This is a genomic window from Rhodobium gokarnense (assembly GCF_025961475.1).
Classification (GTDB): domain Bacteria; phylum Pseudomonadota; class Alphaproteobacteria; order Rhizobiales; family Rhodobiaceae; genus Rhodobium; species Rhodobium gokarnense.
Genome location: NZ_JAOQNS010000002.1, coordinates 25,011 through 39,395, shown reverse-complemented (window position 1 = coordinate 39,395; position 14,385 = coordinate 25,011). Strand labels below are relative to the sequence as shown.

The 14,385-nt window shown below is 64.6% G+C and carries 14 protein-coding genes; all 14 read right to left on the bottom strand.

Translation table 11 applies throughout. The annotated features are described in order from the left end of the window. Positions 1-5: 5 nt before the first annotated feature. Positions 6-1,208: an NrfD/PsrC family molybdoenzyme membrane anchor subunit gene (gene nrfD / locus M2319_RS03040; RefSeq protein ID WP_264599966.1), complete on the bottom strand. Its 1,203-nt coding sequence runs from the start codon at positions 1,206-1,208 to the stop codon at positions 6-8. A gap of 46 nt (positions 1,209-1,254) precedes the next feature. Further along, positions 1,255-2,040 (bottom strand): sulfate reduction electron transfer complex DsrMKJOP subunit DsrO, encoded by a 786-nt coding sequence (gene dsrO / locus M2319_RS03035; protein WP_264599965.1) that lies wholly within the window; start codon positions 2,038-2,040, stop codon positions 1,255-1,257. After that, on the bottom strand, positions 2,037-2,543 hold the full coding sequence (locus M2319_RS03030; protein ID WP_264599964.1) for a hypothetical protein: 507 nt from the start codon (positions 2,541-2,543) through the stop codon (positions 2,037-2,039). Before M2319_RS03030 ends, dsrO begins: the two co-directional genes overlap by 4 nt. A 7-nt stretch (positions 2,544-2,550) precedes the next feature. After that, a complete protein-coding gene (locus tag M2319_RS03025) occupies positions 2,551-4,497 on the bottom strand; it encodes an NAD(P)-binding protein (RefSeq protein ID WP_264599963.1) in 1,947 nt (648 codons plus the stop codon). Positions 4,498-4,675: 178 nt separating this feature from the next. Then, the gene (gene dsrK, locus M2319_RS03020) at positions 4,676-6,286 is read right to left on the bottom strand and encodes a sulfate reduction electron transfer complex DsrMKJOP subunit DsrK (RefSeq protein WP_264599962.1); all 1,611 of its coding nucleotides are present in this window, start codon (positions 6,284-6,286) and stop codon (positions 4,676-4,678) included. Between the two features lie 18 nt (positions 6,287-6,304). Continuing rightward, positions 6,305-7,039 carry a respiratory nitrate reductase subunit gamma gene (locus M2319_RS03015; protein ID WP_264599961.1) on the bottom strand — a complete coding sequence of 245 codons (735 nt, stop codon included), beginning with the start codon at positions 7,037-7,039 and terminating at the stop codon, positions 6,305-6,307. Between the two features lie 181 nt (positions 7,040-7,220). Next, a complete protein-coding gene (locus M2319_RS03010; RefSeq protein WP_264599960.1) occupies positions 7,221-7,553 on the bottom strand; it encodes a TusE/DsrC/DsvC family sulfur relay protein in 333 nt (110 codons plus the stop codon). A gap of 103 nt (positions 7,554-7,656) precedes the next feature. Continuing rightward, complete coding sequence (gene tusB / locus M2319_RS03005) at positions 7,657-7,965, bottom strand: sulfurtransferase complex subunit TusB (protein ID WP_264599959.1); 309 nt, start codon at positions 7,963-7,965, stop codon at positions 7,657-7,659. Positions 7,966-7,988: 23 nt separating this feature from the next. Beyond that, positions 7,989-8,420 (bottom strand): sulfurtransferase complex subunit TusC, encoded by a 432-nt coding sequence (gene tusC, locus M2319_RS03000; RefSeq protein ID WP_264599958.1) that lies wholly within the window; start codon positions 8,418-8,420, stop codon positions 7,989-7,991. Positions 8,421-8,431: 11 nt separating this feature from the next. Then, positions 8,432-8,824 (bottom strand): sulfurtransferase complex subunit TusD, encoded by a 393-nt coding sequence (tusD, locus tag M2319_RS02995; RefSeq protein ID WP_264599957.1) that lies wholly within the window; start codon positions 8,822-8,824, stop codon positions 8,432-8,434. A gap of 198 nt (positions 8,825-9,022) precedes the next feature. Beyond that, a complete protein-coding gene (gene dsrB, locus M2319_RS02990) occupies positions 9,023-10,105 on the bottom strand; it encodes a dissimilatory-type sulfite reductase subunit beta (RefSeq protein ID WP_264599956.1) in 1,083 nt (360 codons plus the stop codon). 148 nt (positions 10,106-10,253) lie between these two features. Next, positions 10,254-11,549, bottom strand: a complete 1,296-nt coding sequence (gene dsrA / locus M2319_RS02985) for a dissimilatory-type sulfite reductase subunit alpha (RefSeq protein ID WP_264599955.1) — start codon at positions 11,547-11,549, stop codon at positions 10,254-10,256. A 387-nt stretch (positions 11,550-11,936) separates the two neighbouring features. Continuing rightward, positions 11,937-12,866: a sulfite exporter TauE/SafE family protein gene (locus M2319_RS02980; protein ID WP_264599954.1), complete on the bottom strand. Its 930-nt coding sequence runs from the start codon at positions 12,864-12,866 to the stop codon at positions 11,937-11,939. Positions 12,867-13,076: 210 nt separating this feature from the next. Next, positions 13,077-14,003: a sulfite exporter TauE/SafE family protein gene (locus M2319_RS02975; RefSeq protein WP_264599953.1), complete on the bottom strand. Its 927-nt coding sequence runs from the start codon at positions 14,001-14,003 to the stop codon at positions 13,077-13,079. Positions 14,004-14,385: the final 382 nt, after the last annotated feature.

Genomic DNA, 14,385 nt, shown 5'->3' with positions numbered 1-14,385 from the left:
CGGCGCTAGCTGGCGGCCCGGGCCGCCTCGACCGCCTCGCCCGGCAGGAAGCGCAGCACCATCAGGGCAAGCCCGGTGATCAGCATGGCGATCGAGATGCCGGCAAAGCCGAGCAGGGTTTCCGGCAGCGACGGGGCGTAGGCCGCAATCGCGCCGTCGCCGAAGCTGCTCGACACCTCCATGCCCGGGAACAGCTGCAGCGGCCAGGCCTGGCCGCCGATGATGATGACGTACATCTGGGCAAGGCCGCCGATCAGCACCAGGATGGAGGCGAGCGACAGGCCGTTGCGGGTGCGCCCGAAGGCCGTGAAGTTGAGGATCAGCAGCGGGATGACGCTGCCGAGCACGATCTGCACGCCCCAGAAGAGCACCGGATAGATGCCGCCGTTCACCAGCAGGAAGGCTTCGACGCCGTGGTTCCTTGTGCCGTAGAGCTTGGTGAGGTGCAGGACCGCGGTGAAATAGACGACGGCGAGCACGAAGATGGTCAGGAGATTGCGGAATTTCTGCACCGCCTCTTCCGACATCAGCGCCTCGCCGAGCGAGCGGCACATGGTGATCAGCACCAGCACGGTGAAGGCGAGCCCGTAGGCGAAGGAGCCGGCGATGAAGAGCGGGGCGAGCAGCGCCGTGTCATAGGCCTCGCGCGCCACGAGAAAGCCGAAGATGGAGCCGGTGCCGGTCGTCAGGATCAGCCGCCAGGCAAAGGCGGTATAGGCCGCGACCTTGTTGTAGCGGCCGCCGGTGCGCGCCATCATCGTCCACAGATAGGCGGCGACGATGACGATGAAGCCGGTATAGAGATAGATGTTCCAGGCGAAGATCGACTTGAAGTTATAGGTGGTCATGGCGACGGTCAGCCGCTCCGGCCGGCCGAGATCGAGCACCAGCACGGCGAGGCCGCCGATCAGCAGCGCCACGGCGAGAAGGCCGGAGACCCGGGCGAACGGCTTGTAGGTGAGCCGGGCAAAGACCGAGGAAATGGACGCCACGTTGAGGGCGCCGGAGGCCGCGACCACCAGGAAGACGGCAAAGACGTGCGGCGTTCCCCAGACCACCTGGTTGGTCATGCCGGTGACGATATGGCCGTTGTGTTCCATGTAGTAGAAGGCGGCAAGGCCGGCGGCGATGACGACGGCGTGCAGCGTCATCAGTCCGACGAAGAAGCCCTTCGGCCGCGACAGCTCGCGATAGGTGATGCGGGCCATGTCAGACGCCTCCCCGCGTCGTTTGCATTCTTGCCTCGGCCATCGCTCAAAGCCCCTGGTAGTGGACGCCCGGATCGACACCGAGGTCGGCGCGGATCTGGCGGGTCGGATAGGCCTTGAGGCGCTTGGCGATATCGCTTTCCGGATCGTTGAGGTCGCCGAAGACGAGGGCGCCGTTGCCCTCGGTGGCGCAGGCCGTGACGCAGGCCGGCAGCTCGCCGGCATCGACCTTGTGGACGCAGAGGGTGCAGGATTCCACCGTGCCCTTGCCGCGCGGGGCGTAGGGCTTCTGGTCGCTCAGCGGTTCGTGGACGAAGGAGCGCGCCTTGTAGGGGCAAGCCATCATGCAATAGCGGCAGCCGATGCAGATGTGCTTGTCGACAAGGACGATGCCGTCGTCGCGCTTGAACGAGGCGCCGGTCGGGCAGACGTCGACGCAGGGCGGCTCGGCGCAGTGCTGGCACATGACGGGCAGCGAGCGGCTGTAGCCGGTCGCCGGATCGTTGACCTCGACCTTGCGGATCCACTGGGCGTCGATCTTCGGATCGTCGAGCGCGCCGAGGCCGTTCTCGGTGCGGCAGGCGGTGACGCAGGCCGAGCAGTCCTCGGTGCATTTGGACACGTCGACCAGCATGCCCCAGCGCTTTTTCGGATCGACCGGCTGGTCAGGCGCGCGGGCCTCGGCCCGGCCGCCGACCACATAGAGCGTGACGCCGGGCGCGAGCGCGACGGCACCGGCTGTGGCGGCTGTCTTCAGGAACGACCGGCGCGCGGCGTCGACCGGGCGCTCGTCCGGCGCGCCGCAGGTGCAGGACGGAGAACACTTGCTCATTTCGCCGCTCCCTCCCCTGTCGTTTTGCCGTGGACATAGGCACCGAGAGCGGCGACCGCTTCGTTTTCCGGCTCAGCCGCCGCGGCGGATTTACCCGCCTCCTCCGGCACGGAGGCATGGCACTCGAAGCAGTCGATGCTGACGGCGGCGTAGTCGTGGCAGGAGCGGCAGAAATGGCGGCTGTCGCTGACCTTTACCGCGGCGCCATCCTCGCCCTTGACCTGATGGCACTCGATGCAGCCCTTCAGCGAGAACTGTTCGGTGCGGATGCCCTCATGCACGGTGTCCCGGCGCTGGTGGACCAGCATCTGCATGTGGTAGCGGCGCATGAAGGCGGTATCGGCTACGCAAGCCTCGCCGGCGCCCTTTGCCGGCTCAGGAACCGGCACGTCGCCGGCACGGGCCCCGGTCGCTCCCGCCGCAACCAGGACCACCATCGCCGCCAGTGCGACGACGAGAGCCGGCAGACCCCTTTTCACGCGATACCAAATACCACCAGACATGAAGCCGCTACTCCCCGAGGCCCATCTGGATGTAGCCGGACGGGCAGACGTCCTGGCAGATGTGGCAGCCGATGCACTTGGCATAGTCGGTGTCGACGTAGCGGCCGACCGCACGGTTGTCCTTCTTGACCCGGAACACGGCGTCCTGGGGGCAGAAGATCACGCAGTTGTCGCATTCGAAGCACATGCCGCAGCTCATGCAGCGCTTGCCCTCGGCCTGCGCCTGCTCTTCGGTGAGGCCGACGAGGCGCTCGTCGAAATTGCCAACGACAGCATCGCCCGCGATGTGGATTTCCTCGCGCACGGCCCGCGGCTCGTATTTGAAGTGGCCGAGGAACAGCTCGTCGTGCGGGATGATCTGGGCCTTGGAGCGGTCCTCGTAATTGTGGATCGCAAAGCCGGCCTCATTGGTGCCGCGGGTCTGCACGTGGCCGTAGGGTTCCGGATCGAGTTTGCGCTGGTGCAGCTCGTTCAGGAGGTTGAAGTGGTGAACGTCGACCTTCGGGCGCTTGTCCTTCAGGGTGCCCGCGAGATAGCCGTCGATGCATTCGGCGGCGACCGAGCCGTGGCCGATGGCCGTCGTCAAAAGGTGCGGGCGCAGGATGTCGCCGCCGGCGAAGTGCTTGTCCTTGCCTTTCACCCGGAAGACGGCGTCGGTGTCGATGAAGCCGCGGCCGTTGTCGAGGCTTTCCAGATCGCCCGTCAGTTCGCCCATCTGGCCGATGGCCGAGACGACGATGTCGCATTCGATCTCGAACTCGGTGCCCTCGCGCGGGATCGGCTTCATGCCGTCCATGTCGCATTCGCACATCTTCAGGGCGACGGCGCGGCCGTCCGGACCCTTGATGACCTCCAGCGGCATCACCCCGCCCTTGATGTCGACGCCTTCGCGCAGCGCATCCTCGCGCTCGCGGGCGGCCGCCGTCATGCCCTCGATCGGGAACAGCGAGGTCAGCACCGCGGTGACGCCCTCGCGGGCGATGGTGCCGGCAACGTCGTGGGCGGTATAGCCGAGCATGCCCGGGTCGGTGTTGTCCTTGGGATGGACGGTCTGGATGTGGCCGAGGCGGCGGGCGACGGAGGCGACGTCGATGGAGGTGTCGCCACCGCCGACGACGACGATCTTCTGCGCCGTATGGACCACCCAGCCCTGGTTGAAGGCATCGAGGAACTCGACGCCGGAAATGCAGTTCGGCGCGTCGAAGCCGGGCACCGGCAGCGGCCGGCCGGCCTGGGCGCCGACGGCCCAGAAGATGGCATCAAAGTCGCGCTCCAACTCCTCGACCTTGATGTCCTCGCCGATGCGGGTGTTGAGGCGGGCCTCGACGCCGAGGTCGAGGATGCGCTGGATCTCCGCATCGACCATGGCGCGCGGCGTGCGGTAGCCCGGAATGCCGTAGCGCATCATGCCGCCGAGGTGGTCGTGGGCCTCGAACACGGTGACGCCGTGGCCCTTCTGGCGCAGGAAAAAGGCGGCCGACAGGCCGGCCGGTCCGCCGCCGACGACGGCGACCTTCTTGCCGGTCTCGGTCTCGGGGCCCTTGCCCTTCAGCCCGTTCAGGATCGCCCAGTCGCCGACATACTGTTCGACGGCGTTGATGCCGACGAAGTCATCGACCTCGTTGCGGTTACAGCCGTCCTCGCACGGGGCGGGGCAGACCCGGCCCATGACGGAGGGGAACGGGTTCGCCTGCATCATCCGGTCGAAGGCGTATTGCTGCCAGGTCATGCCCTCTTCGGTCGGCTTGTCCATGCCGCGGGCAATGGCCAGCCAACCCCGGATCTCGTGGCCGGACGGGCACGAGCCCTGGCACGGCGGCGTGCGGTGGACGTAGGTCGGGCACTTGTAGGAGTGGTCCGCCTGGAAGATCTTTTCCTCCAGCGGCGGCGGCGCACTGTCGCCGTCCTGGAACCGCCGGTAGGTCAGCTTCGTGTCGTCGAGCGGCTTGGTCATTGTCGTTTCCTCCATCGCGTCGCCCTTGGGGCCCGCATGACGCCGTTCCAATTCCCGGTGTCGGGACGGAACGTCTCCCGGATCATGCAGGGCGTCGGCGCGTATTCCGTCTTCCCCGCCGTTTCATTTGCGGGCGCCCCTTCAAGGCCGCCCGGTCGTGGTGCCGCCTCTGGCGGTCTTATTTTTCGTCTGCGGCGGCCTGGACCGCTTCTTCCGATTCCGTTGCCGCCTCGACTGCCACCGTCACCTCGTCCTCGTCGTCCTCCTCCGGTTCGCCGGCGTCTTCCGGCGGATCGAGGATGATGGCGTTGGAGACGAGCTGGTGGACGCTGACGATCGATTCCCGGTCGAAGCCGAACTCCGGCATCACCTTGGTGAACTGGGTCTTGCAGATGGCGCAGATGGCGGCCATGTGGGTCACGCCGTTCTCGTCGGCGACCTGGCGCAGCGCCCGCATGCGCGGCTGCGCGCCCTTCTTGCGGATGTCCATGATCTCGTCGGTGAGGAGCCCGCCGCCGCCGCCGCAGCAGAAGGTCGACTCGCGGATCGTGTCCGGGGCCATGTCCACATAGTTGTTGCAGACCGCCTTGATGATCGCCCGCGGGATCTCGAACTGGCCGCCCGGCATGTCGCCCATGCGCGAGGCCCGCGAGACGTTGCAGGAATCGTGGAAGGTCAGCGTCATGTGGTCGTTCTTCGACTTGTCGAAGGTGAGCTGGCCCTTCTGGATCAGATCGTATGTGAACTCGCAGATGTGCTGCGGGATCGGGTAGTTCGGGTCGAGGAAGTCGAAGGGCCCGGCCAGCGTGTTCCAGAACGAATAGGCGACGCGCCAGGCATGGCCGCACTCGCCGACGACGATGCGCTTGACGCCGAGGTCGAGGGCGGCCTTGCGGATGCGGAGCGCGACCTCGCGCATCTGGTCGTAGGAGCCGATGAACATGGCGAAGTTGGCGGCTTCGGAGGCGTAGGACGAGAGCGTCCAGGAGACGCCCGCCTGGTGGAACACCTTGGCGTAGCCGATGAGGCCGTCGATATGCGGCTCGGCGAAGAAGTCGGCGCTCGGCGTGATGAGGAGGATGTCCGCGCCCTCGACATTGAGGGGGAGCTTCACCGGCACGCCGGTCTCGTCCTCGATGTCCTCTTCCAGGTCCTCAAGGGTGGCTTGCAGCGCCGGCTCGGGCAGGCCCAGATTGTTGCCGATCTTGTGCACCTTGCCGAGGATTTCGTTGCAGTATTTCTGGCCCTTGCCGACGGTGTCGAGGATCTCGCGGGCGGCCATGGAAATCTCGGCGGTGTCGATGCCGTAGGGGCAGAACACCGAGCAGCGGCGGCACTGGGAGCACTGGTGGAAATAGGAATACCAGTCGTCGAGCACGTCTTCCGTCAGGTCGGCGGCGCCGACGAGCTTGGGGAAATACTTGCCGGCGAGGGTGAAGTGTCGCCGGTAGACCTTGCGCAGGAGGTCCTGGCGCGCCACCGGCATGTTCTTGGGGTCGCCCGAGCCGAGGAAATAATGGCATTTGTCGGTGCAGGCGCCGCATTTGACGCAGCTGTCGAGATAGACCCGGAAGGAGCGGTATTTGCCAAGGAGCTCGCCCATCTTGTCGATGGCGCGGTCGTGCCAGTCGTCGACCAGTTCGCCGGGAAAGCCGAGGGCCGTGTTGTGGTCGGGCTTGGCCGGATAGGGGTTCGACCCCGCCATCGCGCCGGGGCACAGCGTCGGCATCTCCAAGGGATCGGGGAGCTCCGTTGCCTCGGGGCGGTCGATGGTGTCGGCGTCGGCCATTGCGGCTTCTCCTTGTCCCTATTCGCCCGGCTGGCGGTCCATCCGCGCCGCCCAGGCCGCCAGGTGACGCCGCTCGCGCGGATTGTCGACCTGGTTGCGCGACGGCGAGAAGAAGACGCCGGGCGCATGCAGCAGCTTGGAGAACGGGAAGATGATCATCAACAGCGCGACCAGCGTCAGGTGGACGAGGAGCGCCGGGTCGGCCGGCAGCGGCTGCGGATCGAAGCGCACCAGGCCGAGGAAGAACGCCTTGACCGCGACGATGTCGGTGCGGGCGACGAACTTCATGGCAAGGCCGGAGAGGCCGATGGCGACGATCAGCGCCAGCATCAGGTGGTCGGACGGGGCGGAGATGTAGCGCACCCGCGGCACGAGGAAGCGGCGCGCCCAAAGGCCGAGGAGCCCGACGACCATGGCAAAGCCGGCATAGACGCCGAAGGGCTGCACGAACACGACCCAGCTCCACACCGGCTCGATGAAGTAGCGCAGGTGGCGCAGCACGACGACGGCGAGCGCGACATGGAACAGCCAGCCGAACAGCCAGATCCACTTGTTCGACTTGAAGAGGCTTTCGAAGAGGACGACCTCGCGGCCCATGCGGAAGATGACGCCGCGCCGTGTCGTCGGCGCCGGCGTCGTCGGGATTTTTAAGGGCGCGGGGACGGTCGCGTACTCGTAGATGCGCCAGGCGAGCCCTGCGACCAGCACGATCGTGGCGAAATAGAACAGCAGGGCATAGGCCGTCGTCAGCACGCGCACTCCTCCCGGGCTCGCACTCGCTCCGCGGTGGCGGAACGGCGATTCGCGTCGTTATTTCGCATGGACCTCATCCTGGGGCGTCGGGCCCCGTCAGGCCATGGCTTTCTGGTCGCTTTCTGGTGCCGGGTCCGGCCTTATCGGGCGGCCGGTTTCCCTTATCCCGCGCTGTCGTCGATCAGACGCAGCCCGTCGGCTTCGGCAGACCGGCGATCTTACAGGCCTGCTTGGCCGGGCCGTACGGAAACAGCTCGTAGAGGTACTTGTTCGAGGCCTTTTCCGGGCCGTACTTCTTCTTCAGCGCCTTGACGAGCACACGGATGGCCGGGGCGATCTGATATTCGTCGTAATATTCCCGCAGGAAGTTGACGACTTCCCAGTGCTCGGGCGTCATGTCGATGTTCTCGTCCTTGGCGATGATTTCCGCCAGGTCGTTCGACCAGACCGAAATGTCGGTCAGGTAGCCCTCTTCGTCGTGCTCGATGGTCGCGCCATTGAGTTGATAGGACATGGGTGTGCTCCTCTTCCTTACCCTTTTTCGCTCAAAGCCTTTTATCGCTTCTTGCAACTCCAAGCTTTTACCTTAGCCGAGGCTTATCGCGCCTTGCGAATGATCAAAGCCAGGCTTGTGTTCTGTCGTGTTCGGCAACCAGATCGACGAAGCCGTCATAGTCGACGACGGTAATACCGGAAACCAGATCGTCCGCCTTCAGACCGCGGGCGTCGAGGTCCGGTCCCAGCGCATAGAGCTTGTGGTCGCCGCTGACCGCATCGAGGTCGCCGGCAAAGGCCGTCGCCTTGCGCAGGCCCACCACCCCGTCCTCCAGGACGAGGACGGCGTCGCCGGCGGCAAGGTGCTTCAGGCAACTGCCGAAGGCGGTGCGCTCGAAGGGCGATTTGTTGACCGTGTGAAGTGTCGGCATTTTCTTGATCTCCCTTGCCGCGCTCAGAAACTCAGGACCACGTCCTGGTCGGCCATGATAGCGGCCATCTCGTCGCGGCTGACGATGCGGATCGACGGCTTTTCGGCCCAGTCGTCGTCCTCGTCCTCATACATGATCTCCATCAGATCGTCTTCGGTGAGGCCGCGCTCGTCGAGGGATTCCTTTTCCACGAACAGCTTGGTGATCTCGTAATCGCCGAGCGCCCGGTAGGTCGGCGAGAAGTTCTTCATGCCGATCGCCTTGGTGTCCTGGCCGTCGACGAGCTGGTAGACGCCGTCGTCGAGGAAGGCGAGGCTGACATCCTGGTCGAAGGCGGCGGAGATCAGCACGACCTCCAGGCTCTCCAGGGCGTAGATGGTGCCGTAGGGCGCCTTGCGATTCACATAGAGGAACTTCTTGACGACCTCGGTATCGATCTCTTCATCCATGGACATATCCGCCTCCCTCAGTCGCCGAACACAACGAGCCGGTCGGCGGCAATGCCCGCCTCCACGAGCTGGCCGAGGCCGGAAATCCGAAAGCCCGGCGCGATGTTGTCGGCGTCCTTGCCCTGGCGCCTTGCCTCGTTCTCGTCGAGGATGCCGCGGCGCTGGGCGGCGGCGATGCACACGACCATGTCGAGGTCGTGCTTTTCGGCCAGCTCCGTCCAGTTCTTCTGCAGGTTCCGGTCGTCCTGGGGCGGCACCGTCAGCCGCGTGCCATTGTTGACGCCGTCATTGTAGAAGAACACGCGAAAGACCTCGTGCCCCTTGTCCAGACAGGCCTTGGTGAAATGGTAGGCCGAGTCGGACGCCTGGTGCGTGTATGGCCCCTCGTTGATCAGCACTGCGAACTTCAACCCTTTAACTCCCCCCGTTCGACATTCGGGCGAGGGGGGCCGGCTTCCGGCAAGAAACGATGCGGCGGAAGGACGGTCCCCGGCTCGCGACTTCGGCTAGAGAACATCTCGTTTCAACTGAGTCACTCGCCGTTCTCTATCCATTTTTCTGGGCGTGTCTTTTTCCCAAAACCGGTTCCCACTTTTGGGAGACACGCTCTAGAAGTGGACGTGCGCCGACATGTTCATGTTGTGGCGCGCGCCGGTCCAGGTATCGAGATGGTGCTTGGTGAACGGCAGGTCGGCAAGCTCGAAGAAGCGCGGCCAGCCGATGCGCTCGATCCACTCGCCCATGCGCTCCCAGTCCCTGGCGTTGTCCTTGTAGGCCTTCAGGATCTTGCCGACGACCTCGGACACCTCCGGCCAGCGCGGCGGATTGTTCGGCAGGTTGGCCATCACCAGCTTGTGGAAGGTCGGCTTGGAGCGGGCGTTGGAATGCTTGCCGCCGACCCAGATGGCCAGCTTGGTGGAGTCGTCGCCGTTGATCTGCATCGGCGGGCACGGCGGATAGCAGGCGCCGCAGCAGATGCACTTCTTCTCGTCGACTTCCAGCGACGGCTTGCCGTTGACCATGGCCGGCCGGATCGCCGCCACCGGGCAGCGCGCGACGACCGCCGGACGCTCGCAGACATTGGCGACGAGGTCGTGGTTGATGCGCGGCGGCTTGGTGTACTGGACATTGATGGCGATGTCGCCCTGGCCGCCGCAATTGATCTGGCAGCAGGAGGTGGTGATGCGCACGCGGTTCGGCATCTCCTCCTTGATGAAGTCGTCATACATCTGGTCCATCAGGCTCTTGACGACGCCGGAGGCGTCGGTGCCGGGGATGTCGCAGTGCAGCCAGCCTTGCGTATGCGAGATCATCGAGATGGAGTTGCCGGTGCCGCCGACGGGGAAGCCCTCGGCCTGCAGCTTTTCGATCAGCGGATCGACCTTGGCCGGGTCGGCGACCAGGAACTCGATATTGGAGCGGGTGGTGAAGCGGACGTGGCCGTCGGCGAACTGGTCGCCGATGTCGCACAGCTTGCGGATGGTATAGAGGTCCATCTGGCGCTGGGTGCCGGCGCGCACGGTGTAGATCGACTCGCCGTCCTTGGAGACGTGGCGCAGGACGCCCGGGCGCGGCCGCTCGTGCCAGTCCCAGTTGCCGTAGTTCTTCTTCATCACCGGGTGCATGTACTGGAACGGATCCGGTACGCCGACCTCGTCGGGCATGCGCGGTTGGGTGGCTGCTTCACTCATCTGTCGTCATCTCCCCAGATCGGAATGCGGCGCCGGTCGCGCGCGCATTCCCGGTCCTAGACTTTTCTGGAGCGCGGCCCTTTCGGCAAACCGGTGCCGATGTCGCAGGCCGCGCCTTTTTCATGGGATCTCGCCTCGTCCAGTGCCGCTATTCCGCGGCGACCGTGGCGTCGTCGTCCGCCTTCCTGCCCTTGCGCGCGTACCACTTCTCCGCTTCCTCGGTGAAGTCGTCGGTGCGCACGAAGCAGGAGGTCCGCGGGTGCTTGACCATGTTCGGGTCCGGATCGACGCCGACGGCCTCCAGGAAGGCGGGCAGTCCGATGCGGTCGATGGTCTCGCCGATGCGCTCGTGCTCCAGGGCGTTCTCGGCGAAGAAGTCGATCACCTCGCCGGCGAACTCCTTCAGCTCCTCGTAGTCCTCGTCGGTCTCCAGCTTCATGAACGGCTTGATCATGATGCCCATGAGGTCGCCGATCTTGAGGGCGCGCTTGCCGCCGATGAGGATCGAGACGCCGCGGTCGTCGCCCGGCGACAGCGCCTTGGTCATGACATTGAGGCAGTGCATGCAGCGCACGCAGGACTTGTTGTCGACCTCGAGCGTGTCGTCGTCATTGAGGCTGAGGGCGCGGGTCGGACACATCGCGACGACGTGGTCGATGGCGTATTTGCGGCCGACCTCGGCGACGTATTTCTTGACCTCTTCCTGGTTGACCTTCATGTCGTCGCGCCAGGTGCCGATGACCGCGAAATCGGCGCGGTGGATAGCGTTGACGCAGTCGTTCGGGCAACCGGAAAACTTGAACTTGAACTTGTAGGGCAGCGCCGGGCGGTGCATCTCGTCGAGGAACTCGTTGATGACCTCGCGATGCGCCTTGACCTCGTCGTAGCAGGACATCTCGCAGCGGGCATGGCCGACGCAGCTCATGGAGGTGCGCAGGGCCGGGCCGGCGCCGCCGAGGTCGAAGCCGATCTCGTTGAGCTCGTCGAACGCCTTCTGGGTGTTCTCCGTGGAGCAGCCCTGGAACATGATGTCGCCGGACTGGCCGTGGAAGGCGATCAGGCCCGAGCCGTGGCGCTCCCAGATGTCGCACATCTGGCGCAGCACGTCGGTGGTGTAGTGGTAGCCCGCCGGCGGCTGGACGCGCAGGGTGTGGAATTCCTTGGAGGCCGGGAACTTGTCGGCGACCTCGGAAAAGCGCGGGATGATGCCGCCGCCGTAGCCGAAGACGGACACGGTGCCGCCCTTCCAGTAGCCGAGGCGGTTCTCGTAGGAATGCTCAAGCTGGCCGAGCAGGTCGTTGACCATCGGCGCGTATTGCTTGTCGGAGGAATCGCGCAGCCGCTTCAGGCCGGTGATGAAGCTGGGCCAGGGACCGGTTTCCAGCTCGTCGAGCATCGGCGTCGCATGTTGGTCGCGCGCGTCTCCGCCATTCGAATTCGCCATGAGTTCTCACCCTCTCCTTGTGGCTCCGCGGTCGCGTCGGGCGTTTACCGCCTCTTTTCGACAATCGCCGCGTTCAATAACAGTGACCGACCAGTCGATCGGCGCTCACTCCCGGTTGCCGCGAGATGCGCACCGGGAGCCCCGTATGCTGATACCGTTCCCTCTCGGCAGAAAGTCATCATATAGCGATGTTATCATATCAGCAAGAACTAATATGATTTATATCGACATTAAAAGTGGCAAGTTTCCGGGGATTATATACCTTCGCAGGCGCAACAATTGTGCTGCGCTGCACCTAAACGACCGGTGTGCGCCGCGTCGTCTTTTGCGCGCACGGCGGGCATCGACCGGCCGCCCGGGGCAGCGCCAAAGCGCACCGGCAAAAGCTTAGCCGGCGCCGATCATGCGGCCGACGGAGTAGAGCTGCTCGGGCGTGATCACCAGATTGAACGCCAGCCGCAGGCAGACCGCAAGCACCAGCGCGCCGAGCAGGGCGCGCAACTGCTCGCCGCGCAGCTTCTGGCCGACCTGGGCCCCGAACTGGGCGCCGATGACACCGCCGACCATCAGGATCAGCGCCAGCACCACGTCGACCGTGTGGTTGGTGGCCGACTGGCTGATGGTGGTGAAGCCGGTGACGAAGACGATCTGGAACAGCGACGTGCCGATGACGATGTTGGTCGGCACGCGCAGGAGATAGATCATCGCCGGCACCATGATGAAGCCGCCGCCGACGCCCATGATCGAGGCAAGCACGCCGACCAGGCCGCCGAGCACCAGCACCGGAATGACCGACAGGTAGAGCTTGGAGCGCTTGAAGCGCATCTTGAAGGGCAGCCGGTGGACCCAGTTGTGGTGGCCCGGCCGGCGCCGGTCGGCCGCCGCATGGTCCCTGGCGGAGCGGCGGATAGCGATCAGCGCCTCGACCATCATCAGGCCGCCGATAATGCCCAGAAACATCACGTAACAGAGCGAAATGATGAGATCGAGCTGGCCGAGCTCGCGCAGCATCTTGAACAGCCAGACACCGAAGCCGGCGCCGACGAAGCCGCCGAGCAGCAGCATCACCCCGAGCCTTATGTCGACGGTGCCTCGTCGGTAGTGGACGAGCGCGCCGGAGACGGAGGAGGCGATGATCTGGTTGGCGCCGGTGGCGACCGCAACGCCCGGCGGGATGCCGATGAAGATCAGCAGCGGCGTCATCAGGAAGCCGCCGCCGACCCCGAACATGCCGGACAGGAACCCGACGGCCGCACCCATGCCGAGAAGCAGAAAGATGTTCACCGGCAGTTCGGCGATCGGAAGATAGAGCTGCACGAAAACGCTCGCGGAACTGTCGGGTTGGCGAAGCGCGTCGGCCGGGTGGGAAAGAAGCGGTCGGCGCCGGTTGCTACGTCAAAGACACAATTGTCGCAGATGTCAATAGGCATAGGACACCCGCGAATATTCGAATTCGCCCTAACGTAAACTTCCGGCTTATGTTTTTGCCGCGACAGGAAACCTTGCCGGCGCCGGAGGTGAACCGCGTCAATGGCCGCCGATCATCTCGCCGACGGAATAGAACTCCTCCGGTGTGATCACCAGATTGTAGGCAAGGCGCAGGCAGACGGCGAGGACGAGGCCGCCGAGAAGGGCGCGCAACTGCTCGCCGCGCAGCTTCTGGCCGACCTCGGCGCCGAACTGGGCGCCGATGACGCCGCCGATCATGAGAATCAGTGCCAGCACCACGTCGACCGTCATGTTGGCCGTCGCCTGGGTGATCGTGGTGAAGGCGGTGACGAAGACGATCTGGAAGAGGGACGTGCCGATGACGATGTTGGTCGGCACGCGCAACAGGTAGATCATCGCCGGCACCATGATGAAGCCGCCGCCGACGCCCATGATGGAGGCGAGGATGCCGACGAGGGCGCCGAGCACCAGCACGGGAATGGCGGAAAGGTAGAGCTTGGAGCGCTTGAAGCGCACCTTGAAGGGCAGCTTGTGGATCCAGTTGTGCTGGCCGGGACGGCGCACGTCGGAACGCCCGCTGCGGCTCGCCCGGCGCATCGCCATCAGGCTTTCGACCATCATCAGGCTGCCGATGACGCCGAGGAAGATGACGTAGCAGAGCGAGATGATGAGATCGAGCTGGCCGAGCTCGCGCAGTATCTTGAACAGCCAGACGCCGAAGCCGGCGCCGACGAAGCCCCCGAGGAGCAACATTATCCCCAGCCTTATGTCGACCGAGCCTCGTCGGAAATGCACCAGCGCGCCGGAAAAGGACGAGGCGACGATCTGGTTGGCCTCGGTGGCGACGGCGACGGCGGGCGGGATGCCGGTAAAAATGAGCAGCGGCGTCATAAGAAAGCCACCGCCAACGCCGAACATGCCGGAAAGAAATCCGACGGCGGCGCCCATACCGAAAATCAGGAAGACATTGACCGGGATCTCAGCAATCGGAAGGTATAGCTGCACGAGGATACTCGCGAGTCTGGAGTTGAGATGCGGCCCACAACGAATAGCACGTCAAACCCAAAATCGCGTCTCCTGTCAATACCTGTTATACACATGCTAATATGAAGATGTCATAAAGTCGAAGTTTTTTCAGCGCACGGTGCGCCCGGCTGCGGGCTTGGCACAATTCTCAAGGGCAATATTGCGATGCAACAAACCGGCGGCCCGTGCGTTATCAAAGAGGTATCGGGGTATGGGCTTTTCGCCTCCCGCACCTCCCAGCGCTCCCCGACACCACCTTGTCATGCGCTTTCGTTTTCCTATGGTTGTCTGTAAGAAGGAATACGGAGGCGCCCGTCACTATTCCCGAGACGGCGGGCCAAGGCACATTGGCCGCCCCTCA

Coding starts and splice junctions, on each gene's coding strand:
- nrfD (WP_264599966.1), bottom strand. CDS start 1,208: ATGGCCCGCATCACCTATCGCGAGCTGTCGCGGCCGAAGGGCTTCTTC.
- dsrO (WP_264599965.1), bottom strand. CDS start 2,040: ATGAGCAAGTGTTCTCCGTCCTGCACCTGCGGCGCGCCGGACGAGCGC.
- M2319_RS03030 (WP_264599964.1), bottom strand. CDS start 2,543: ATGTCTGGTGGTATTTGGTATCGCGTGAAAAGGGGTCTGCCGGCTCTC.
- M2319_RS03025 (WP_264599963.1), bottom strand. CDS start 4,497: ATGACCAAGCCGCTCGACGACACGAAGCTGACCTACCGGCGGTTCCAG.
- dsrK (WP_264599962.1), bottom strand. CDS start 6,286: ATGGCCGACGCCGACACCATCGACCGCCCCGAGGCAACGGAGCTCCCC.
- M2319_RS03010 (WP_264599960.1), bottom strand. CDS start 7,553: ATGTCCTATCAACTCAATGGCGCGACCATCGAGCACGACGAAGAGGGC.
- tusB (WP_264599959.1), bottom strand. CDS start 7,965: ATGCCGACACTTCACACGGTCAACAAATCGCCCTTCGAGCGCACCGCC.
- tusC (WP_264599958.1), bottom strand. CDS start 8,420: ATGTCCATGGATGAAGAGATCGATACCGAGGTCGTCAAGAAGTTCCTC.
- dsrB (WP_264599956.1), bottom strand. CDS start 10,105: ATGAGTGAAGCAGCCACCCAACCGCGCATGCCCGACGAGGTCGGCGTA.
- dsrA (WP_264599955.1), bottom strand. CDS start 11,549: ATGGCGAATTCGAATGGCGGAGACGCGCGCGACCAACATGCGACGCCG.